Below are 22,452 nucleotides of genomic sequence, written 5' to 3'. Positions count from 1 at the left end.
CTTGCGGAAGGGACAATCCTCATTTATTAGGATTTCGTTCCTGGAGTGCTAATCTTAAATCGTTCCATCATGCGGAAAATATCGTTCCTCCGTGGGGTAAAAATCGTTCCACCATGGTGGAACGATTTTTACCCCACGGAGGAACGATTAGATGTTAGCACATTAGCACACTAATTGGGGCGAAGTTTTTCTGAAAAGACTTCGCTTCTGATGTATCCGGTTGTAGGATTATATTCTGTCCGCTTCCACATATCCGTGCATCACGGCATAGATAGTCAGCCCGGACACGGACTTGATACCCAGCTTCTCGGTGATATTCTTGCGGTGTGAGATGACGGTGGTCAGGCTGATGTTCAGTTTGTCGGCAATCTCCTTGTTGATGAGACCTTTGGTAATCAGCACCAGCACTTCTATTTCGCGGGCGGAAAGGTCGTGCCCGGCGGCTGTATTTATTGCCATATCCGAGTGTCTGGCGGGTGCCGGCTTTCCGTGGTTTTGTCTGTATTGGTTTCCGTATTGGCGCAGCTGCAGAATGTTTTTTGCCAGATTTTGTTCGTCCTGATAGATGTTTAGCGTCGGCATGCCCGACAGTTGGGGGACGGTTTCACCATTGACCAGCACAATGGTTTTGGGCTTGCGCTCCAGAAAGAAAGCGGTATGCTCGAAGTAAATCTGTGAAGAGATGAAATAATGTACATACATGTCAGGCGTATCATCCATCAGTTCGCCAAAGGAACGGAAAGAGCGGATGATGGCTGTCGGGATGATTTCCTCCAGCAAGTTCTGCAGTCCCAGACAGGAGAGGGTGTTGGAGTCGACGATTGCTATTTCAGGAGTCATTCTCGTTTTTTTGTTTCTGCAAAAATACGGATTATTTTTTAGGGTTTGTCTGTGCGGGGCTGCAAAATGAAAAATTCTCCTATGCAGAACTATTCTCCCTCTCCTTTTGGGGAGCGGGGAGTGTCTCCTTTCGCATATTGGCTGGGGCTGACATTGAAATATTTCTTAAAGACTTCCCGGAAGTATTTCCCATCGCAGAAACCGGTTCTTTCTGCTACTTCAGTCACGGAATATTTCCCTTCTTTCAATAGCTCGGTAGCATGTTTCAAACGGATATTCCGTACGAAATCTGCCGGTGCCTGGCCGGTCAGCGCTTTCAGTTTACTGTAGAAACTGGTACGGCTCATATTCAGGAGCGAGCACAATACGTCCACTGTGAAATCGGGATTATCCATGTTCTCCTCGATATGTCTCTTTACATTCGACATGAATTTCCAGTCGAGACTGTTGGAGCAAGTGGTAGTTGTGGAGGGCTCTTCTTCTGTATTGATTTCCAAATTCGCATATCTCTTGCGCAGCAATGCGCGGTTGGCAAGCAGATTGGCAATGCTGGCTTTCAGTATGTTTATGCTGAAAGGTTTTACAATATATTCGTCCGCACCGATATGGAGTCCTTCGAGAATGTTCTTTTCATCTCCCAGTGCCGTCAGCAGTACTACCGGGATGTGGGATGTTTCAATATCGTTCTTGATGGCGATGCATAATTCGTCGCCTCGCATTTCCGGCATCATGATGTCGGAAAGAATCAGTCCCGGCCAGAATTGTTTTACAATGGTCAGCGCTTCCTTGCCGTTGTTGCATACTTGTACATTGTAAATCGGAGAGAACGACTGGAAGAGATAGTTGCGCAGCTCGTCATTGTCTTCTACAATCAAGATGCGATGCAGTTTGTCATTGTCTTCAGTCCGGAGTTCTCCGGCAAGTTTCAAAGGAACGGTGGGGACATCCGGTTCATAGAAGGTCTTCTTATCCTTAACGGACAGAGTGAAGTTCTTGAACTGTTCTTTCTCTTTGGGAAGGATGATTCTGACAGTACTGCCTTGGCATTCGGTGCTCTCAATGTATATTTTTCCATTGTGCAGGCTTACCAGCTTCCGCACCAGCATCAGACCGATACCGCTTCCCGTTATTTTGGAGTTGATGGCATTTGTTCCACGGAAGTGCATCTTGAACAGTTTTCTTTGTTCTTTGGCGGGAATTCCTATTCCATTATCTTTGACTTCTAGTCTCCAGGAGCTTTTCATGTCATAAACAGAAATGAGTATATCGCCATTTTGGGGAGTATACTTCAGAGCATTGGATATGACATTTTCCAGGATAGAGTCCATCTTCTCTTTGTCGAACCATACATTCATGTAGCTGAAATTGCTTTCGTATCTGAAAGTGATATGTTTTATGGTGGCATAGGTCTGGAAATTGTTGTATATCTCCTTGATGTAAGTATTCAATTCATATTCTGCTATGTACAGATGAGGGGAATATACTTCTGCCCGTTCAAAGTTTATCAGATTGGTAGTCATGCGCAGGAGGGAGTTGACATTTCTCAGTGCCATGTGCATATTGTTGGTCTCGGCTTCGTTCAGTGTCTTGTTTTCAAGCATTTCTTCCAGAGGTGCCTTTATCAGTGTCAATGGCGTGCGGATATCATGCGCGGTATTGACAAAGAAACGGGTTTTCTCATCGGATATCTTTTTCTGTTTTCTCAGTGCCATGACACGGAAACCGACAACGGACATCAGTACTGTCAGCAGGACATAGCAGGCTATGGCCCAAAAACTGAACCAGACGGGGCGCGCAATGCTGATGTCGATGCTTCGCTCTTCAAAATAAAGATAAGGCTATTCCTTGGATACCGCCCGTATGTAAAGTTTGTAATCGCCCGAGGCAAGGTTGGTGAAGCGGAGATGCCCTTCTTCACCCAGGCGGTTCCAGTCATCGTAAAAGCCTTCCAGCTTCCAGTAGAAAGTGACATTGTCCGGCGCGTCATAATTGATGGATGAAATACTGAGGGAAAAAGTGTTCTGGTTATATTTCAGCTTTAACCGGTCTGTCTGGTTGATGTTTTCCTTCAAGGGGGAATTCGGACTGCCGGGAAAGACTGTCTGATAGAGTATCTGAAAATCGCTGAGTATCATAGGAGAGTAGATGTACTTGGGCAAACGGGTTCCTTCGGGAAACTCGATGGCTCCGTCTGTGCTGCCAAAGACAAAACCCTTGTTCTTGCGTAGCGTTCCGGAAGAGGCACTGAAGCAGGAGGACATCAGCCCTTGCTCTTTAGTCCAGTTGTGGAATGTCTTCTCCGTAGGGTGGAAACAGCTGATTCCGTTTTCGGTACTCATCAGGATATGCCCGTCCGACTCGGGGAGTATGGTGTAGATGTTGTTTGAAATCAAGGCACAATTGTCCTTGTGATAATGCTTGAACGTACTGTCCTTTGCGTTGTAGACAACCACTCCGGAGCCGTTTGTTCCTATATATAGAGAGAGGTCTTCCGCTTGGTAAAGTGTGTTGATGTAGGTCGTCTCTTCCTGCAAGGCGACATATTGGAATCTACCCGACTCTTTGTCCAGCAGATACAGTCCGGCACTTGTCCCAATCCACATGTGTCCGTCGTCCTTTTCTGTAATGGCGGTGACGGAATTTATTCCGGGATACAGACGGACGGAATTCAGGGACAAATCGAAGCACTTCAGATTATAGAACCCTCCGGACCAGATATATCCTTTGGAGTCTTTTACAATGTCGCGGATATACTTGTCAGGACGAATGTTGTCCGGATTGAGCAGGTAAGGGGAGAAATATTCTACCGAGAGTGTCCTTTTATTTATTTTGTATACTCCCGAAGTATATCCTCCTGCCCAAATAATGCCGGGTGATACCTCGCATAGCGTAATGAAGATGTGATTCTTGTTTTTCAGTTGATGGTCGAAGGAGCTCAGGAATGAATGCCACTGCCCGGTTTTCGATTGATAAAGGCTGATTCCGTTACTTGTTCCGAACCATAGGTCTCCGTCACTGTCTTCAATGACAGAGTGTACCTGGTCGTTGACCAGCGATTGTCTGTTTCCGATAGAATGCTTTATCCAGTTGTAGCTTTTGTACCGGTTGTCTATAATGGTAATTCCTTCCGGGTAGTTGGCTATCCATATCCGCTTTTCTTCATCAATATAAATGTCATTGATGTTATTGCTGTTCATCTCATTGTGGCTTTTGTAGCTGGAGACGATGTACGGTTCCGAGATACACGAGTTCATGTTGATTTTGTGTATACCCATACCTTCTGTCGCTATCAATAGCTCTGTCTGGTTCAGAGGTTTGATTCGGGCAATGTTTACATCGCTCAAATCCGTATTGGAGTGTATAATCCGTTGTTGCCGTATGTCGTAGGCAAAGACTCCTTTTTCAAAAGTACCGATGAAAAGTCTTTGTGATTCTTGGTGGAAATAGAGTGAACTGATTTGGGCCTGGATTTTGTCAAGAGGTTCAAGAGGGACAATCTGCAATGTCTCATTTTCGAGTTTGACATATCGCAATCCCTTGTCGGTACCCATGAAGAAGTGGTTATTGTCCACTTGTTCGATACTTGTAATGCTGCTTTTCAGTTCATTGGACATTTGATGGACCTCTCCGGTTTGTGTGTCGTAGAGAGCGATGCTGTATCTGCTGCAGAGCCAAATCCTGTGATTGCAGTCCATATAGCCGTAGCTGATATTGACCGGTGTCTTGGGCAGTTTATATACTCTGTTGAACACATCGTGTTCTTGGTTGTATTGAAAAATGCGACCGGCTTTACCTATGACCCATAATTTCCCTTTCTCTTCAAAATATAGCCAACCGAGATGGATGGGGAAACTTGACTCTTTGTTTTCTTCTATTAATTTATAATGCTTGATGTCTTTTCCATTGTACCGGTCTATGCCTTCGTTGGTGAGGAACCACATGTAACCTACCGAATCCTTTTGAATGTCGAAGATTCTGCGGTTGCTCAATCCGTTTTCCACCCCTATGTATTTATATGTTTGCGCCGTAGCTATGAGAGGCAAAAGGAATAGAAAGCATACAATGTTTATGATGAACCTCATAATAAATACAATATAACAACATATATGTGATAATAGTTTACAAATTAAACGAGAAAAAGTGAAAAATCAAAATTTGGATGTAAATATTATAGCTTAATCAAAGAATGCCTTTGCCGCTTCCGCACATCGTTCGCCGTCAATTCCGGCAGAAACAATGCCTCCGGCATATCCGGCGCCTTCTCCGCAAGGGAACAATCCTTTTACGCGTACATGTTGCAGTGTCTCCTTGTCTCTTGTTATGCGTACCGGCGCCGAAGTACGGGTTTCCACTCCAATCATTGTCGCCTCGTTCGTCAAGAAACCACGGCTGTATTTCCCGAATAGCTGGAAACCTTTGCTCAGGCGTTCTGCAATGAAAGAGGGCATCCAGAAGTGGAGAGGTGAGGAAACCAGTCCCGGTGCATACGAAGTTTCCGGCAGGTCGTAACTCAGTTTTTTCTTAGTGAAGTCTGCCATTCTCTGTGCCGGTGCTGTCTGCTTCATATTGCCTTGTTGCCAGCAGAGGCGCTCCAGATACTCTTGAAAATACATCATGCTTAATTGGGAATTGACGGTTGGCAATTGACAATTAGCCGCGCTGTCGTGCTGCATAGAAATTGTAAATTGTAGATTGTCAATAGTAAATTGCTCTATGTCTTCCGGGCGTAGCTCTACCACCATTCCCGAATTGCTCCAACGGGAACCGCGGTTGCTGGGACTCATCCCGTTGACTACAATCTGCTCGGGACCGCTGGCGGCGGGCACAACGAAGCCGCCGGGACACATGCAAAAGCTATATACTCCTCGTCCGTCCACTTGGTTTACAAAACTATATTCGGCGGCAGGCAGATATTTTCCCCGTCCGTTCCGGTTGTGATATTGTATTTGGTCTATCAAGGTGGCAGGGTGTTCTAGTCGTACGCCTACGGCAATGCCTTTAGCTTCAATCTCTACATTGTTGGCGGCAAGCCAGCGGTATACGTCCCGGGCAGAGTGACCGGTGGCAAGTATCACCGGGCCAAGGAAAGTCTTGCCGGTATTTGTTTCAATGCCTTTGACTTCATCCTTCTCTATGAGCAGGGCGTCCATGCGTGTTTCAAAGTGGACTTCGCCACCGCACTGGATGATAGTGTTCCGCATGTTTTCAATAACACGCGGCAGTTTGTCCGTACCTATGTGCGGATGTGCATCTACCAGTATGGAAGTGGAGGCTCCATGTTGGCAGAAGACGTTCAGAATCTTGTCTACATTGCCACGCTTCTTACTGCGTGTGTACAGCTTGCCATCCGAGTAAGCTCCGGCACCTCCCTCTCCGAAGCTGTAATTGGACTCCGGGTTGACGAGTTGCTGGCGGCTGATTTGCGCCAAGTCTTTCTTGCGTTCCCGTACGTCCTTTCCACGCTCCACAATGACGGGGCGCAGACCGAGCTCTATCAGTCGCAGGGCGGCGAAGAGTCCTCCGGGACCGGCGCCTACCACTACTACTTGGGGCTTTCCTTCTACATTATTATATAAGGTATGTTGATATTCGTCCTCTTTCGGCATTTCGTTCAGATATGCCCGTACGTTGAGGTTGATATAGATTGTCCGTTGGCGGGCATCGATACTGCGCTTCAAGATGCGCGTTGCTGTTATCTCCCGTGCATTCAGTCCTTTCTCATGTACTAAGTACTCTTTCAGGCGTTGCTCGTTTGCCGCTACTTCGGGCAATACGCGCAGTTGGTATTCTTGTATCATAATGATTATCCGAATAGGGCACGGAATGCTTCTTCCACCTTCCGTACCGGTATCAATTCCATTTTAATCTTCTTCGTGTTCAGTCCTTGCATATTATACTTGGGAAGTATGAATCGCTTGAATCCAAGTTTCTCTGCTTCTCCGATGCGCTGCTCTATGCGGTTCACTGGGCGGATTTCACCTGACAGACCTATTTCTCCCGCCATGCACACCTCCGGCTCTATGGCCGTGTCCATGTTGCTGGAGAGGATAGAGCTGATGACGGCAAGGTCTATTGCCGGGTCGTTCACTTTCAATCCACCGGCAATATTGAGAAATACATCTTTCTGTGCCAGTTTGAAGCCTACACGTTTTTCCAATACGGCCAGCAGCATATTCATGCGGCGGATGTCGAACCCTGTGGCAGAGCGTTGTGGGTTACCATATACGGCACTGCTGACCAATGCCTGCGTTTCGATGAGGAACGGTCTGATGCCTTCTATCGCGGAGGCGATGGCTATGCCGCTCATACCTTCATGGTCCTGGCTCAGCAGTAGTTCGGATGGGTTGCTCACCTGCCGTAATCCATCTTGCCGCATTTCGTAAATACCCAGTTCGGCAGTGCTTCCGAAGCGGTTCTTGATGCTACGCAGGATGCGGTACATGTAGTGCTGGTCGCCCTCGAACTGGAGTACGGTATCCACGATATGTTCCAGTACCTTGGGGCCGGCTATGCTTCCTTCCTTATTAATATGCCCGATGAGGATAACCGCCGTATGCGTTTCCTTGGCAAAGCGCAGGATGGAGGCGGAACATTCCCGTACCTGGGCAATACTCCCCGGCGACGATTCAAGGGTTTCGGTAGAAATCGTCTGTATGGAGTCGATGATGACGATGTCCGGGCGGATGTTCTTGATATGGACGTAAATCTGTTCCAGGGAAGTTTCGCACACGATGAGGCAATCACTGGAAGCACTTGTCAAACGGTCGGCACGCAGTTTCAACTGACGGGTACTTTCTTCGCCGGAGACGTAGAGGATACGTTTCTCCGGTATACGGAGTACGGTTTGTAGCACCAGGGTGGATTTCCCGATGCCCGGTTCGCCGCCAATCAAAACAAGAGATCCTTGTACAAGACCACCACCTAGTACCCGGTTCAGTTCGGCATCATGGAGGTCGATGCGCGGTTCGTCATCGGCTACAATTTCATGGAGGGTTATGGGTTTGGCTTTGGCGGTCTCTATGCCCGATACGGGACGCTTGTTCACCACTTCTTTCCGTACCACCTCTTCCACATACGTGTTCCACATTCCGCACGACGGACACTTGCCTACCCATTTGGGAGAGTCTTGTCCGCAGTTGCTGCATACATAAACCGTCTTCTCTTTAGCCATAGTTGTGCATTCTCTTCTAAAATGATTGCCCAAAGGTACAATTTTTCGATGCAGGGCTTGCAGACTCCCATAGAGTTTTTTTATTTTTGTGAGTAGAAAACAATAACATGTTATAAAAGCCATGATAGAAGATATTCTTGCATACAACAAGCGTTTTGTAGCCGAGAAGGGGTATGAGAAATACATCACGAATAAATACCCGGATAAGAAGATTGCCATCCTCTCTTGTATGGATACCCGTTTGACCGCTTTACTGCCGGCAGCCTTGGGCATCAAGAACGGCGATGTGAAGATGATAAAGAATGCGGGTGGAATCATTTCACATCCGTTCGGTAGTGTCATTCGTAGCCTGATGGTGGCCATTTACGAGTTGGGCGTGACGGAAGTGATGGTTATTGCCCACTCCGATTGCGGTGCGTGCCACATGAGCAGCGCCCAGATGATAGAGCATATGAAGGCCCGGGGCATCAAGCAAGAGACGATTGATATGATTCGTTTCTGCGGAGTGGATTTCGAGTCTTGGCTGTATGGATTCGAAGATACGGAGAAATCGGTAAAAGGTACGGTGGAAGCTATTATCAATCATCCGCTGATACCGAATGATATCAATGTCAGCGGTTTCATAATAGATTCTGTGACGGGAGAATTGACCCCGGTGCAGTGATAGTTGTGCTTCACACGGTAATTTCCCCTGCCAGCGGTCGTCCCATCAGTTCGCGTATTTCGGCAGGCGGATAATCGTGCCCCAGAAGGAACATCAGCTTGGTTACGGCAGATTCCGTTGTGCTGTCATATCCGCAGACAACTCCTGCCTGCATCAGTTGGTAACCGGTTTCATAGCGCTCCATTTCAACAGTGCCGGCACTGCATTGGGTGACGTTGACAATGATGATGCCTTGTTCGCAGGCATCATGCAGGCGGCGTAGAAACCATTCCTTTCGGGGAGCGTTGCCGGAACCGTAGGTTTCGAGGACTACGGCCTTCAGTCCTTTAGTGGCAAGTATGGCTGCCACGACATTTTCCTGAATACCTGGAAAAAGCTTCAGTATGGCGATGTTGGTATCAAGCAGATAATGAGGCTCCAGTTCGTGGGGAGTGCCGTGCGTATGAATTTGCACATTATTATATTTAATATGTATACCGGCGGAAGCGAGTACCGGATAATTGAAGGAACGGAAAGCATTGAAGTTCTCCGCGTTCATTTTGGTGGTACGGTTGCCGCGCATCAGGTGGTTTTCGAAGAAGATGCAGACTTCGGGTACGATGGGCTGTCCGTTGGAGTGGCGGTCGGTGGCTATTTCGATGCTGGTCAGCAGGTTTTCCTTGCCGTCTGTGCGGAGCACGCCAATGGGCAGTTGCGAGCCGGTTAGGATGACGGGCTTGTTCAGCCCTTCAAGCATGAAGCTGAGTGCAGAAGCTGTGTAGGCCATGGTGTCTGTGCCATGCAGGATGACGAAGCCTGTATATTGGTTGTAGTTGTTGCTGATGATGCGTACCAGTTTGCGCCAGGCATCGGGGTCCATGTCCGAGGAATCCATGGGCGGGTCGAATTGATAAGTGTCGATACGGAACGCAAATCTCTGAAGTTCGGGAACATGTTTCTGCAACTGCTCGAAGTTGAAGCTTTCCAGGGCGCCGGTTTCTGCATTCTCTATCATTCCGATAGTTCCACCGGTGTATATTAGCAAAACGGAAGTGTTTTCTGGGTTCATGCGCACTTTTCTTTCATGTTTTCCATGCAAATATAATGATATATATTGAGAATGATAGCAAAATGTTAGAAAAGAATAAACGGATATACAGAAAAAAGGTATGGAAAGTGTGAAAGTGTAAGCCGTAAGTTGTGCATATTTCTTGCCTTTTTAGAGGCTTTCTGCATTTTTATCGCAAAAAAGTCGCAAAAAGTGATAGATTGAATGTTTTTATTGTTACTTTTGCAACACTTATCATAAATGATAGAAACAAGAGACTATGAACAAGTACTATCAACATACAGTCACATCCATGTGGACCATGACCCTTAGGGGTTAGGGATAGTATTTTGTGTTTCTACGTGTTACACCATTTTCAAGCAGTTTTTCCATTTAATTAAAGTCAATGCAAGCCGTAGCAGCTTGTTTCCGACACATTGTATCAACCATCTCAACAATATAAAGAGAAATGAAAGTAATGAAATTCGGCGGAACGTCCGTAGGTTCCGTGAACAGTATTTTGAGCGTCAAGAGAATTGTAGAAGCAGTCGATGAACCGGTTATCGTGGTGGTGTCCGCATTGGGCGGCATCACGGACAAGTTGATAAACACCTCTAGAATGGCGGCAGCCGGTGATGCTTCTTACGAGAATGAGTTCCGGGAGATTGTCTATCGTCATGTGGAAATGATTAAGGAAGTGATTCCGGCAGGCGAGGCGCAGGTTGCCTTGCAACGCCAGATTGGTGAGCTGCTCAACGAGCTGAAGGACATCTTTCAGGGCATTTATCTGATAAAGGACCTTTCGCAGAAGACGTCCGATACGATTGTGAGCTATGGCGAACGTCTTTCATCTATCATCGTTGCCCAGTTGACGGGAGCGGAGTGGTTTGACTCACGCAAGTTTATCAAGACGGAAAAGAAGCATTCCAAGCATGTGCTGGATACGGAGCTGACAAATTCGTTGGTGCGCGAGACATTCAGTAGCCTGCCCAAACGCGTATTGGTTCCGGGTTTTATCTCCACAGACAAAATGACGGGAGAGGTAACGAACCTGGGTAGAGGTGGCTCTGACTATACGGCGGCAATCATTGCTGCTGCACTGGATGCCGACAGTCTGGAAATCTGGACGGATGTAGACGGATTCATGACAGCTGACCCGCGTGTGATTTCCAGGGCATACACTATCAATGAATTGAGCTATGTGGAAGCTACGGAGCTTTGTAACTTCGGTGCGAAAGTGGTCTATCCGCCTACAATCTATCCGGTTTGCCACAAGAATATCCCCATTCTGGTGAAGAATACCTTCAATCCGGAGGGTGTGGAAACTGTCATCAAGCGAGAGGTTTCCGACCCGCAAAGCAAGGCCATCAAGGGTATTTCATCCATCAATGATACGAGCCTAATTACAGTGCAAGGCCTTGGTATGGTAGGTGTCATCGGTGTGAACTACCGTATCTTCAAGGCGCTGGCAAAGAATGGCATCAGTGTGTTCCTTGTGTCCCAGGCTTCTTCGGAGAATTCAACGTCTATCGGTGTGCGCAATGCGGATGCTGATCTGGCTTGCGAGGTGCTGAACGAGGAGTTTGCCAAAGAAATAGAGATGGGAGAAATTTCTCCTATTCAGGCAGAAAAGAACCTGGCTACCGTGGCCATCGTAGGCGAGAACATGAAGCATACGCCGGGTATTGCCGGAAAGCTGTTCGGTACGTTGGGGCGTAACGGTATCAATGTGATTGCTTGTGCGCAGGGTGCTTCGGAAACCAACATCTCGTTTGTAGTGGACAGCAAATCATTGCGCAAATCGCTGAATGTCATCCATGATTCTTTCTTCTTGTCGGAATATCAGGTACTGAATCTTTTTATCTGCGGCATAGGAACCGTAGGCGGCAGCTTGATAGAGCAAATTCACAGCCAGCGCCAGAAGCTGATGCAGGAGAACGGCCTGCAGCTGAATGTAGTGGGCATTGCCGATGCAAACAAAGCCATGTTCAGCCGCGAAGGTTTCGATTTGGGACGTTTTCGTGAAGAACTGCAGGAGAAGGGAAAGGACAGCTCTCTGGAAACGCTGCGTAATGAGATTATCGGTATGAACATCTTTAACTCTGTCTTTGTGGACTGTACGGCAAGTGCAGGCGTGGCTTCCCTTTACAAGGACTTGCTGCTGCACAATGTTTCGGTAGTGGCTGCTAACAAGATTGCTGCTTCTTCCGAATACGAGAACTACCGTGAACTGAAACAGATTGCCCGCCAACGCGGTGTGAAGTACTTGTTTGAAACCAATGTAGGCGCCGGACTCCCCATCATCAATACCATTAACGACCTTATCCATAGCGGTGATAAGATATTGAAGATTGAAGCCGTGCTGAGCGGTACGTTGAACTATATCTTCAATAAAATCAGTGCCGACATTCCTTTCAGCAAGACCATTAAGATGGCGCAGGAGGAACGTTACTCCGAGCCCGATCCGCGTATCGACCTCAGCGGAAAGGATGTTATCCGCAAACTGGTGATTCTGGCACGCGAGGCCGGTTACTGTTTGGAACAGAGCGATGTTGAGAAGAACCTCTTTGTGCCCGATGACTTCTTTGAAGGCTCCCTGGATGACTTCTGGAAGAAAGTGCCGAGCCTCGATGCCGATTTCGAAGCCCGCCGCAAGGTGTTGGAAGCCGAGAACAAGCATTGGCGTTTCGTAGCCAAACTGGAAAATGGCAAAGCATCTGTCGGTTTGCAGGAAGTCGGCGCCAACCATCCGTTCTACGGGCTGGAAGGCAGCAATAACATCATCCTGCTGACCACGGCACGTTATAAGGAATATCCGATGATGATACAAGGCTACGGAGCCGGTGCGGGTGTAACGGCTGCGGGGGTATTTGCGGATATTATGAGCATTGCAAACGTTTAATCCAAATCGTAATATAGAAAGATGAAACACATCATTATATTGGGTGATGGTATGGCCGACTGGCCCGTGAAGGCTCTGGGAGGCAAAACCTTGCTGCAGGCGGCTGCAACTCCCTATATGGACAAGCTGGCACGCATGGGACGTGTGGGAAGGCTGGTGACGGTGGCCGAGGGATTTCATCCCGGCAGTGAGGTGGCGAATATGTCCGTTCTGGGCTATAACCTGCCGAAGGTGTACGAAGGCCGCGGTCCATTGGAGGCGGCGAGTATCGGTGTGGACTTGCAGCCGGGTGAGATGGCGATGCGCTGCAACATTATCTGCATCGAGGGAGACAATATCAAGAATCATTCTGCCGGGCACATTACTACAGAGGAAGCGGATGTGTTGGTAAAATACCTTCAGGAGCATTTGGGTGATGACCGCGTGCATTTCCATACGGGCGTGCAATACCGCCATCTGCTGGTAATAAAAGGAGGGGACAAGCGCATTGACTGTACGCCGCCCCACGATGTCCCTTTGAGGCCTTTCCGTCCGTTGATGGTGAAGCCGATGGAGGGTACGGAGAATATTTCGGTCCCCGAAGGCGGTGCAGAGCTTACTCCGAAGCAGACTGCCGATTTGATTAATGATTTGATTCTCCGTTCGCAAGTGTTGCTGGAAAACCATCCGGTCAACATGAAGCGGAAGGCCGAGGGTAAGGACCCTGCCAATAGCATCTGGCCGTGGAGTCCCGGTTATCGTCCGCAGATGGAGCGCCTTTCAGACAAGTTCCCGCAGGTGAAGCGTGGTGCTGTGATTTCTGCCGTGGATTTGATTAACGGCATCGGCTACTATGCCGGATTGCGGCGCATCACCGTAGAAGGTGCGACGGGGCTTTATGATACCAACTATGAGAATAAGGTGGCTGCCGCCCTTGATGCATTGCGGACGGATGATTTTGTCTACCTGCATATCGAGGCCAGTGATGAGGCCGGTCACGAAGGAAATGTCCCCTTGAAGATTATGACGATTGAGAATCTGGACAGCCGTGCCGTAGGTCCTATCTACGAGGCTGTGAAGGATTGGGAGGAACCCGTTGCTATCTCCGTATTGCCCGACCATCCCACTCCCTGCGAACTCCGTACGCATACGGCCGAACCTATCCCGTTCCTCATTTGGCATCCGGGTATCGAGGCTGACGAAGTACGGACATTTGATGAAGTGGCAGCCTGTGAAGGCAGTTACGGACTGATGAAAGAAGACGAGTTTATTAATGAATTTATGAGTTCCACCACAGAGTAACACAGAGTTTCACGGGGTTTTATTTATAGAGAATTCTGTGAGACTCTGTGGTGAATAAAAAAATACCGCAATGAAATATTATAGCACCAACAAACAAGCCCCCGAAGCCACTCTTGAAGAGGCCGTGGTAAAGGGGCTTGCCGCAGACAAGGGGCTTTTCATGCCCTTTACAATCAAAACTCTGCCACAAGAGTTTTACGATAGCATCGATACACTCAGCTTTCAGGAGATAGCCTATCGCGTGGCAGATGCTTTCTTTGGCGAGGATGTTCCTGCCGATACGCTGAAACAGATTGTTTATGACACACTCAGTTTCGATGTCCCTCTGGTCCGGGTGACAAAGAATATTTATTCGCTTGAGCTGTTCCATGGTCCGACGCTTGCCTTTAAGGATGTAGGCGGTCGCTTCATGGCGCGTTTGCTGGGATACTTTATCAAGAAAGAGGGCAAGAAGCAAGTCAATGTGCTTGTTGCTACCTCCGGTGATACGGGTAGTGCCGTTGCCAATGGTTTCCTCGGTGTGGAAGGCATACACGTCTATGTGCTCTACCCGAAGGGAAAAGTCAGTGAAATCCAGGAGAAACAGTTTACTACCTTAGGGCAGAATATCACGGCCATTGAGGTCGATGGCACGTTCGACGATTGCCAGGCTCTGGTTAAATCCGCTTTTATGGACGGGGAACTCAACGAGCACCTGCAACTGACCAGCGCCAATTCCATCAACGTGGCGCGTTTCTTGCCGCAGGCATTCTATTACTTTTATGCCTATGCTCAACTGAAGCGTGCCGGTAAGGGAGACAATGCCGTCATTTGTGTACCCAGTGGTAACTTCGGCAATATCACTGCCGGCCTCTTCGGCAAGCGTATGGGACTACCCGTGGAACGCTTTATCGCTTCCAACAACCGCAATGATATCTTCTTCCAATATTTGCAGACGGGTGTTTATACACCGCGTCCCAGTATCGCTACCATTGCTAACGCGATGGATGTGGGCGACCCGAGCAACTTTGCCCGCGTACTCGACCTTTACGGAGGCAGCCATGCCGCCATCTCTGCCGAAATCAGCGGTGCCACTTATACCGACGAGCAGATTGCCGAAACTATGCGGGAAGTGTGGAAGAAAGACCATTACCTACTCGACCCGCACGGAGCCTGCGGCTTCCGGGCCCTGGCCGAAGGACTGAAACCCGGCGAAACGGGTGTATTCCTGGAGACGGCCCATCCGGCGAAGTTCAAGGATACAGTGGAGAAGATTATCGGTGAAGCGGTAGAGATACCTGCCAAGCTTCAGGCTTTTATGCGCGGTGAGAAGAAGAGCCTGCCAATGTCGAAGGACTTTGCAGACTTCAAGCAATATCTGATGCATGTATAAAGAATGGGACGTCAGTAAAGAAAAACACCGGATTGCTTGACATTGCCTTTCGGATGTTGTATCTTTGTAACTGCAATCTTAGTTCAGATTCAATTTTAAATTAGCATAAAAGGAGAGGCGTCGCTTCTCCTTTTTTGTTGTGTTCTTCCGTCACTTCATTAGCCAAAGCTTAGGGTTTACTCTCCTAAACCGGTGCTTTACAGATTTAATCCTCCACTTCAGCAAGCGGAATGGCAGGCATTTGCTTGGAAAATCCCGGCGGTTTTGACGAAAAGCTCGGATGTTTTTGACGAAAAGTCCGGATATTTCGGATGAAAAGCTCCGAGCTTTCGGATGATATGTTCAGCGCCGACAGATGGTGTGTCGAGGATAAACAGATGATATGTTCGGGACGGATACATGGTTTGTTCCGGCTATATGAACGGACGATCATGCGTCTGTTCCGTTAATCTTCCATAAATCTGCTCTTGACAAGATTGACTGCTTTATTCTGTATCGGGTTCTTCCCGGATGAGGTCTATCATGCTGCCCAACTTATGATGGTTGTTCCATAACACAAGCACTTCTATCTTCCGGAGACTGTGCCGGTAAAGAAGCGTATAGTCGGGATGCGGGATGGTGTACCGTATGTTCTCTGCTTCGGTGGGCTGTCCGATAAACGGATTCAGCGTGACACGGTACAATGCATTTTGGAACAAGGTGTACAGAGCCCCGCCACACCGTTTGTTGCCATCTCTTTCTTGCGAGGAAATCAGCAGGTCCTTCAGAGCTTCTTTGGCAAGTGGCGACCAGATTATTTGTTTAGCCATGCTTCCACCTCCTTACTGATTGTGACATCCTCTTGTCCTTCTCCCTCATCCAGTTGCCGGCAGGCTTTCTTAAGGTCATGGCGTAGCCGGGTGGAGAATGCGAGGACTTGCTTTGTTTGCTGGGACGATTGCTCTTCTTTAACTTTTGCCATAACGTTATCTCCTTTTTCCTTAAAACATTTCAAAGTAATGAATTGTTTGAGGGGAAAAATACGAAGCTGATGAAAGATAAGAAACTGGAAGCCAATCTCAGTATGGTTGCATCGCGCGTCATGGCGGGGTTGAATATGAATGGATTGAAATTTCTGCTCCCTTTGTGGCTGGGTGCATTGACAGGTGTCACGGTGCGTTGTGTCTTTGCTGCCGTGGCATTTTGGATAACAAGCTGGTTTGTAAAGGAGGCACCGGTCACAAGGCGGCAGCGGATAGGGCTGTTCTGTCTGGGAGCTTTCGGACTCTACGGGTTCATGTTCTGCTATCTGCTGGGCATCAGTAAGACGACTCCGGTTTCCAGTGCCATCTTCAACTCCATGCAGCCCATTTGGGTCTTTCTGATATCTGTCTTTTTCCTGCACGAAAAGGCTACGCTGATGAAGATAATCGGCATAGCGCTGGGTTTTGGCGGTGCGTTGTTGTGTATCCTTACGCAAGGCAGTGATGACCTGGCGCACGATGCGTTTACGGGCAACATGCTCTGTATGGTGAGCTCGCTGGTCTTTGCCGTTTACCTGATTGTGAGCAAGAAACTGCTGGAAGAGGTCGGGGTAGTGACGATGATGAAGTACATCTTTGGCGGTGCGGCAGTAACGGGATTGATTGTGTCGTCCATTATAGGCTGGGATGCACCCTTGCTTACGGATGCCTTGCATGGGGAGTGGCACTGGGTGCCGTGGGCGGTGCTGGCGTTTGTGCTGGTTTTCCCTACTTACCTCAGTTACTTTCTGGTTCCGGTGGGCTTGAAGTATCTCAAGACGACGGTTGTAGCCATGTACAGCTATCTGATACTGGTGGTGACTACCGTTGTTTCCCTCACCTTGGGGCAAGACCGTTTCAGTTGGACGCAAGCCGCTGCCATTGCCATGATTTGTATCAGCGTGTACTTTGTTGAAGTGGCGGAAGCGAAGAAGTAGTGACGAATACCAGGTATTCCCCTTCCGCCTCGATGGTGAATTCTGTACTGGTGCATTCGTTGAGTGTGCCTTGCCACCAGTTGGTGAAATCGCTGAGGGGATAGACCAGTCCTTTGCCATGCAGACCGTGTGCAGTGAAGTTGATGATGGATACTTGCTGTCCGGGATGGCTTGGGAAGGTGCGGGTACTCCGGCAGGGGATGAAGATGCCGTAATCGGTATAGGTACGTACATCGGCTCCGGCACGGAGATAGTCGATGAGCAGGCTGATATTTCCCAGTGTATGGTCTTCACGTTTGCCCGTGGCACCGATGATGGCGATACGGCGTTTGCCTTTCGCCAGCAGGAAGTTGACGGCTTTAGTCTGGTCGTTGGTCTCCTGGTCGCTGATACGGTGTAGGATATGTCCGAACTTCCGGCGGTTTTCATCACTGAGGGAGTCACCGTCGCCGATGATTACGTCGGGAGTATGGCCCCGGCGGATGTATTCGTCCGCTCCGCCGTCGCAACAAACCACGTAAGGCGCTTCCGCCAATATCTTTAAAGGTAGGGGACTTGCAGGATATTCCCCATTCGCCAAAACTACGGCATCAATAGTTAATAATTGCTCGTTGCTCGTTGATAGTTCGTCTTTCATGTCTTTCTTAATCCCTAATCTCTAATCCTTCATCCTTGTTCATCATTTTCCTCCATTTGAAGTAGCCAAAGATAGCTATAATTGTGTAAAGGGCATATAGTCCGGCTGTAAAATCAAGTCCTTTGTAGATGTACAGTCCGGCGCTAACGGCATCTACCGCAATCCATGCCCACCATTGCTCTACATATTTCCGTGCCAGCATCCACATGCCGGCTATGCTCAGTGCGGTGGTGAAGGAGTCCAGCCAGGGCACATTGCTGTCCGTGAAGTTTATCAATATCCAGGCAATGCCAAGCAGAGCGGCGATGAATACGGCGGTAAGCGGCAGCAAGTAGCGCGCCGGCATATGGGTGATAGGAAGTTCCAGTTTTTGTTCTTCTGTTCTTGTGTCCTCTCCTTTCTGTCCTGCACCTTTCCGCCGCAAGATAGTCCGGCGCAGAAATGCTCCGTACTTCCACATCATCCAGCCGTAGATGGCAGCACCCAGATAATAGATGTTGATGCCGAAGTCTGCATACAGCCCCGCATCATAGTAGACAAAAATATAGACGGCAGGCATAATGATGCCCGCTATCCAAAGATAAATGCTTGCCCGGTACTCCAACCAGAGATAGAGAATCCCGACCACAGTGCCTATAATCTCAAGAGTATGTTCCATCAGAAATTGATTGCTATATGTCCCAATACATTCGTTCCCGCCTGGGCAGCGTAGCCGGCATAGTTGTAACGGACTTTTCCTCCGTTGTCGTCGTGATAGTATCCGCTGCCTGCGTATCCGTTGTTTTCGTATTCTTCATTGAACAGATTGTAGATGGTGCACCCTACGGTTACCGACTTTACTTTAGGCAACTTGAAGGTATAGGACAGATTCAGGTTGCTTACGAAATAAGCATCCAGTGTGCACTCCTCTCGCTTGGCGTTACTCATGTATTGCTTGCTGATATATTGTGACTGCAACGAGGCCTCGAATCCCTTGAACGTATAGCCGAAGCGGTTGTTCAGTATGAAGTCGGGAGAGAATGCGATGGGGGTATCCCCGTGTTTGATGACCCATGCTTCCGACCCAGCCTCCTCGTTTTCAAAAAGTGTCTCGGTAAAGTTCTGCACACGGTTCTTGCTGAGTGTGGCATTGATGTCCCATTGCAAGCCGCAGTCCAGTTTGATGCCAGCCATCAGTTCAATACCCGTACGGTAGCTGTCGGGCACGTTGCTGGCCATGGCTTCGCCTATCTCGTTCAGCTCTCCCGTCAGTACCAGCTGGTCTTTATAGTCCATATAGTAGAAGTTGGCACCCGCATGGATCCATGAGTTGGCGAAGGTATATCCCAGTTCGTAGTCGAACAAACGCTCAGCCTTGGGATGTTCGGTGAAGTAGCCGTCGGTGTAGTTGTTGCGCGTAGGTTCTTTATGGGCTACGCTGAACGAACCGTATAGGCGGTGGTTGCGGTCGATTTGCCAGGACAGTCCGGCTTTCGGGTTGAAGAAGTCGAAATCTTCGTCAATGTCCAATTTTTGCATTCCCGGAGTGGCGGCAGTCCAGTTGTACTTGTCGTTCAGTCCGTTTATCTTGTAGTTGATGTGGCGGTATTGCAGGTCGAGGTAGGCGCTGAGGCCGCTTACCAGTTCATAATTGACTTTCAGATAAATATTTCCGTCGTTCTTTGTGGCGTTGTTGCGGTAGTAGTCGTGGTCGGGGTTCAGTTCGCCGATATAGTTCTTTACCCAAAGCACTTTTCCGAAGTGGTCGCCGTCATAGCGGTTCAGTGCACCGCCTAGCGAGGCATGCAGACGGTCGGCTTTGTAGCTTACGGAGAAGATTCCACCGCCAAACCAGTTGTCCATTGCCTTCTTGCGGATAAGGTCGCTTACTTCTACCTTGCCGCCATTGTATTCGAAAGGAGACATGCCGTACTCTGCTAACGAGCGTTCACCTTTATATTCTTGATAGTATCCGTCGCCTTTGGTGTAGTGCAGGCCGATATTCAGGTTCCATTGTGGGGTGAAATTGTGGTTGAATAGCAGCTGGTAATTCTTTTGCGTATAGTTGTCGGTCTGGTCGTCATAGAAATGCAGTGCACCTCCTTCGTCCGTGAGGTAATGCTTCTCGCCGTTGTCGTCTTTATAATATTCTTTGTTGTATACATGGCCGTCCCGGTCGGTGGCGTACATGAATCCGCAGGAATTATAACGCCGTCCGTAACGTTCCATCTCTTCCTTGCTGGCATAGTTCCATGCGTGGTAAGTGCGCTCTTTGCCGGCAAAGGTTATCAGCTTGATAGAGGTGTTGTCATTGTAGTACCCTCCTTGCAGGTAATAGGAGTTCAGTCCCACAGACGCCCGGTCTATATATCCGTCTGTACTGATGTTGGAGAGCCGCGCGTCGAACGACCAATGATTGTTGATGAGTCCCGTTCCCACTTTCACCGTCTCCTTGTGCGTATGGAAGGAGCCGTAGGAACCGTTGAATTCTGCATAGGGTTTCATGGAGAAATCACCCGTCTGCATGTTGATGCTGGCACCGAAAGCTCCTGCACCGTTCGTTGAGGTACCAGCTCCGCGTTGCACCTGCATATCCTTGACGGAGGAGGCGAAATCCGGCAGGTTGACCCAGAATACCGTGTGGCTTTCCGCATCGTTGATGGGAATACCGTTAGCGGTGACGTTGATGCGTGTGCCATCTGTTCCGCGGACTCTCAGTGTGGTGTAACCCACCCCGGCACCGGCGTCGCTGGTAGTAATGGCGGAGGGTGTCATACTCAACAGATACGGCAGGTCTTGTCCGAAATTCTGTTTTTTCAGTTGTTCTTTGCCTATATTGGTGAATGCCACCGGTGTGCTGTTTGTGGCACGTGTGGAGATGACTTCCACTTCCTGCAGGTTTATCACCCGCAGACTGTCTTGCTCTTGTGTCTGCGCACAGACACCCAGTGCTGCCATAAGGAGGCAGGTCGCCATTGCATGTCTCTTCATTTGCAATTGTTTCGTTTAGATGAATACAGAAAAGGGGAACTTTTCTTCTTTTCCCTCCGCCGGCATTACCCGGATCAGGTTAATGGGTATGATCTCAGCCCGTCGTATTAGGGCACCCCTTAGTTGAAATCGGGAGCAAAGGTAGGAGTTTTCGTCGAAAGTGGCAAGTTAAGTGAACGAAAGTCAGAGTTATTTGTTAATTTTGCAGCATTAATTTTAAAAAAAGAGTATAGTTATGTTATCATCTTTATTCATGGCAGCCTTTGCTGCCCAAGTTGCTGACGATGGTTTCAGCAAACTGCAGATATTCCTTCAGCAATTGATAGATTGGGGCGTAAGTGCCGGTGGACGTATTATTGGAGCTGTCATCATCTTTGTGGTAGGACGGTTCTTGATTTCCTTTCTTAGGAAAATGCTGGCGAGGTTATTGGCAAAAAGACATGTGGATGCCAGTATCCAGAGCTTTGTGAAAAGTTTAGTCAATATCTTGCTGACCATTCTGCTGATTATTGCCGTTATCGGCAAATTGGGAGTGGAAACTACTTCTTTTGCAGCTTTGTTGGCATCTGCCGGTGTGGCTATCGGTATGGCACTTTCCGGAAACTTGCAGAATTTTGCGGGTGGATTGATTGTACTGTTGTTCCGTCCTTTCAAGGTAGGCGACTGGATTGAAAGCCAGGGAGTGTCCGGAACGGTACGTGAGATTCAAATCTTCCATACGATTCTGACCACAGCCGACAATAAGGTAATCTATATCCCTAACGGTGCGTTGAGCAGTGGTACAGTGACTAATTACAGCCGTGAGGATACGCGTCGTGTAGATTGGGTGATCGGTGTAGAATATGGTGAGAATTATGACAAGGTAGAGAGCACCGTGCGTCGTATCATCTCCGAAGACAGCCGTATCTTGAATACTCCCGAACCGTTTGTAGCTCTTCATGCCTTGGATGCCAGCAGTGTGAATGTGGTGATTCGTGTTTGGGTGAAGAGCGGAGACTACTGGGGCGTTTATTTTGATATGAACAAGAAGATTTACTCCGTATTCAATGAGGAAGGTATCGACTTCCCATTCCCGCAGTTGACGGTGCATCAGGCGAAAGACTGAGTGGGCTACAAGTTTCAATTTACTGGCTATCAGCTACTATAAGTTACGGGCTACAAGTGTACTGCATTATCATACTGCAGGACACTTGTAGCCCGTAACTTAATAGTAGTCGGTAACTCCGTAATTTATTTATAACTTAATTCTGCCTCTATTTCTTCGCAGACATCTTGCTCCAGGTTGAGCAGCTGATTGATTTCTTTTCGTTTTTCCAAATCCGTGAAATAGCTCTCCACTACTGCATAGATGTTGAAGCCGGTTGTGGAACCCGCAGCCAAATCCAATGACTCAACCATTTTCTCTACTGCTTGATGAATGCGTTTCTTACTGATAAAATGCAGTTCATTACTATGAATTAAGCTCTTTTCCATGATATTTTCTGTTTTAGTTATTGTAGTTATAACATTCTATCAAGCAAGTAAGTTCATGTAGATTGAACAGATTTGACAGTCGGTCGAATGATATTTTTCCTATATTTCCTCTATGAAAAGCAAGACCGCGACTATCTTTGTGAGTGGAAACGAGTGTCTATTCCTTTCTACATCTT

At 48.3% G+C, this 22,452-nt stretch carries 16 protein-coding genes, 1 pseudogene and 1 riboswitch; of the genes and pseudogenes, 6 read left to right on the top strand and 11 right to left on the bottom strand.

Going from position 1 to position 22,452, the window contains the following annotated elements:
* Window positions 1-228 precede the first annotated feature (228 nt).
* From ACESTD_RS15725 to radA, 4 genes and pseudogenes are all read right to left on the bottom strand, one after another.
* Window positions 229-840: a LuxR C-terminal-related transcriptional regulator gene (locus tag ACESTD_RS15725; RefSeq protein WP_005828517.1), complete on the bottom strand. Its 612-nt coding sequence runs from the start codon at window positions 838-840 to the stop codon at window positions 229-231.
* Window positions 841-929: 89 nt separating this feature from the next.
* Window positions 930-4,922 (bottom strand): annotated as a pseudogene (locus ACESTD_RS15720) (two-component regulator propeller domain-containing protein).
* 93 nt (window positions 4,923-5,015) lie between these two features.
* Entirely contained in the window at window positions 5,016-6,638 is a 1,623-nt protein-coding gene (locus ACESTD_RS15715) for an NAD(P)/FAD-dependent oxidoreductase (RefSeq protein WP_005834972.1), read from the bottom strand.
* 5 nt (window positions 6,639-6,643) lie between these two features.
* Window positions 6,644-8,011, bottom strand: a complete 1,368-nt coding sequence (radA, locus tag ACESTD_RS15710; protein WP_005834974.1) for a DNA repair protein RadA — start codon at window positions 8,009-8,011, stop codon at window positions 6,644-6,646.
* A gap of 121 nt (window positions 8,012-8,132) precedes the next feature.
* Here radA and ACESTD_RS15705 point away from each other — a divergent pair, with 121 nt between their 5' ends.
* Complete coding sequence (locus ACESTD_RS15705) at window positions 8,133-8,675, top strand: carbonic anhydrase (RefSeq protein ID WP_005834976.1); 543 nt, start codon at window positions 8,133-8,135, stop codon at window positions 8,673-8,675.
* Window positions 8,676-8,685: 10 nt separating this feature from the next.
* On the opposite strand, the gene ACESTD_RS15700 is transcribed toward ACESTD_RS15705, so the two are convergent.
* Window positions 8,686-9,723, bottom strand: coding sequence for an asparaginase (locus tag ACESTD_RS15700; protein ID WP_005834979.1), 1,038 nt, complete (start codon window positions 9,721-9,723; stop codon window positions 8,686-8,688).
* 448 nt (window positions 9,724-10,171) lie between these two features.
* Between ACESTD_RS15700 and thrA the strand changes: the two genes are divergently transcribed.
* The 3 genes from thrA to thrC all read left to right on the top strand — a co-directional run bounded on the left by thrA (window position 10,172) and on the right by thrC (window position 15,257).
* Complete coding sequence (gene thrA, locus ACESTD_RS15695; protein ID WP_373158995.1) at window positions 10,172-12,604, top strand: bifunctional aspartate kinase/homoserine dehydrogenase I; 2,433 nt, start codon at window positions 10,172-10,174, stop codon at window positions 12,602-12,604.
* A gap of 21 nt (window positions 12,605-12,625) precedes the next feature.
* Window positions 12,626-13,885, top strand: coding sequence for a cofactor-independent phosphoglycerate mutase (locus ACESTD_RS15690; RefSeq protein ID WP_008665992.1), 1,260 nt, complete (start codon window positions 12,626-12,628; stop codon window positions 13,883-13,885).
* 70 nt (window positions 13,886-13,955) lie between these two features.
* Window positions 13,956-15,257: a threonine synthase gene (gene thrC / locus ACESTD_RS15685; RefSeq protein WP_035450267.1), complete on the top strand. Its 1,302-nt coding sequence runs from the start codon at window positions 13,956-13,958 to the stop codon at window positions 15,255-15,257.
* 485 nt (window positions 15,258-15,742) lie between these two features.
* On the opposite strand, the gene ACESTD_RS15680 is transcribed toward thrC, so the two are convergent.
* Window positions 15,743-16,066, bottom strand: coding sequence for a type II toxin-antitoxin system RelE/ParE family toxin (locus tag ACESTD_RS15680; RefSeq protein WP_120130138.1), 324 nt, complete (start codon window positions 16,064-16,066; stop codon window positions 15,743-15,745).
* Entirely contained in the window at window positions 16,051-16,218 is a 168-nt protein-coding gene (locus ACESTD_RS15675) for a hypothetical protein (RefSeq protein ID WP_165860120.1), read from the bottom strand. Before ACESTD_RS15675 ends, ACESTD_RS15680 begins: the two co-directional genes overlap by 16 nt.
* 69 nt (window positions 16,219-16,287) lie before the next feature.
* Here ACESTD_RS15675 and ACESTD_RS15670 point away from each other — a divergent pair, with 69 nt between their 5' ends.
* Complete coding sequence (locus ACESTD_RS15670; RefSeq protein ID WP_005834988.1) at window positions 16,288-17,196, top strand: DMT family transporter; 909 nt, start codon at window positions 16,288-16,290, stop codon at window positions 17,194-17,196.
* On the opposite strand, the gene ACESTD_RS15665 is transcribed toward ACESTD_RS15670, so the two are convergent.
* From ACESTD_RS15665 to ACESTD_RS15655, 3 genes are read right to left on the bottom strand one after another with little or no spacing between them, the layout of a single operon-like run.
* Window positions 17,156-17,833 carry a thiamine diphosphokinase gene (locus ACESTD_RS15665; protein WP_009037242.1) on the bottom strand — a complete coding sequence of 226 codons (678 nt, stop codon included), beginning with the start codon at window positions 17,831-17,833 and terminating at the stop codon, window positions 17,156-17,158. The two genes, ACESTD_RS15670 and ACESTD_RS15665, sit on opposite strands and share 41 nt — an antisense overlap.
* Before the next feature lie 7 nt (window positions 17,834-17,840).
* On the bottom strand, window positions 17,841-18,491 hold the full coding sequence (pnuC, locus tag ACESTD_RS15660; RefSeq protein WP_005834990.1) for a nicotinamide riboside transporter PnuC: 651 nt from the start codon (window positions 18,489-18,491) through the stop codon (window positions 17,841-17,843).
* On the bottom strand, window positions 18,491-20,803 hold the full coding sequence (locus ACESTD_RS15655; protein ID WP_005834991.1) for a TonB-dependent receptor: 2,313 nt from the start codon (window positions 20,801-20,803) through the stop codon (window positions 18,491-18,493). Before ACESTD_RS15655 ends, pnuC begins: the two co-directional genes overlap by 1 nt.
* A gap of 33 nt (window positions 20,804-20,836) precedes the next feature.
* Window positions 20,837-20,933, bottom strand: a riboswitch (TPP riboswitch).
* Window positions 20,934-21,038: 105 nt separating this feature from the next.
* Between ACESTD_RS15655 and ACESTD_RS15650 the strand changes: the two genes are divergently transcribed.
* On the top strand, window positions 21,039-21,908 hold the full coding sequence (locus ACESTD_RS15650; RefSeq protein ID WP_034528887.1) for a mechanosensitive ion channel family protein: 870 nt from the start codon (window positions 21,039-21,041) through the stop codon (window positions 21,906-21,908).
* Between the two features lie 125 nt (window positions 21,909-22,033).
* Here ACESTD_RS15650 and ACESTD_RS15645 read toward each other — a convergent pair whose 3' ends face one another.
* Entirely contained in the window at window positions 22,034-22,276 is a 243-nt protein-coding gene (locus ACESTD_RS15645) for a hypothetical protein (RefSeq protein WP_005828479.1), read from the bottom strand.
* Between the last annotated feature and the right edge of the window lie 176 nt (window positions 22,277-22,452).

The sequence above is a fragment of the Bacteroides sp. AR20 genome (assembly GCF_964250605.1).
Lineage (GTDB): Bacteria > Bacteroidota > Bacteroidia > Bacteroidales > Bacteroidaceae > Bacteroides > Bacteroides uniformis.
This window is presented reverse-complemented; position numbering and strand designations above follow the sequence as displayed.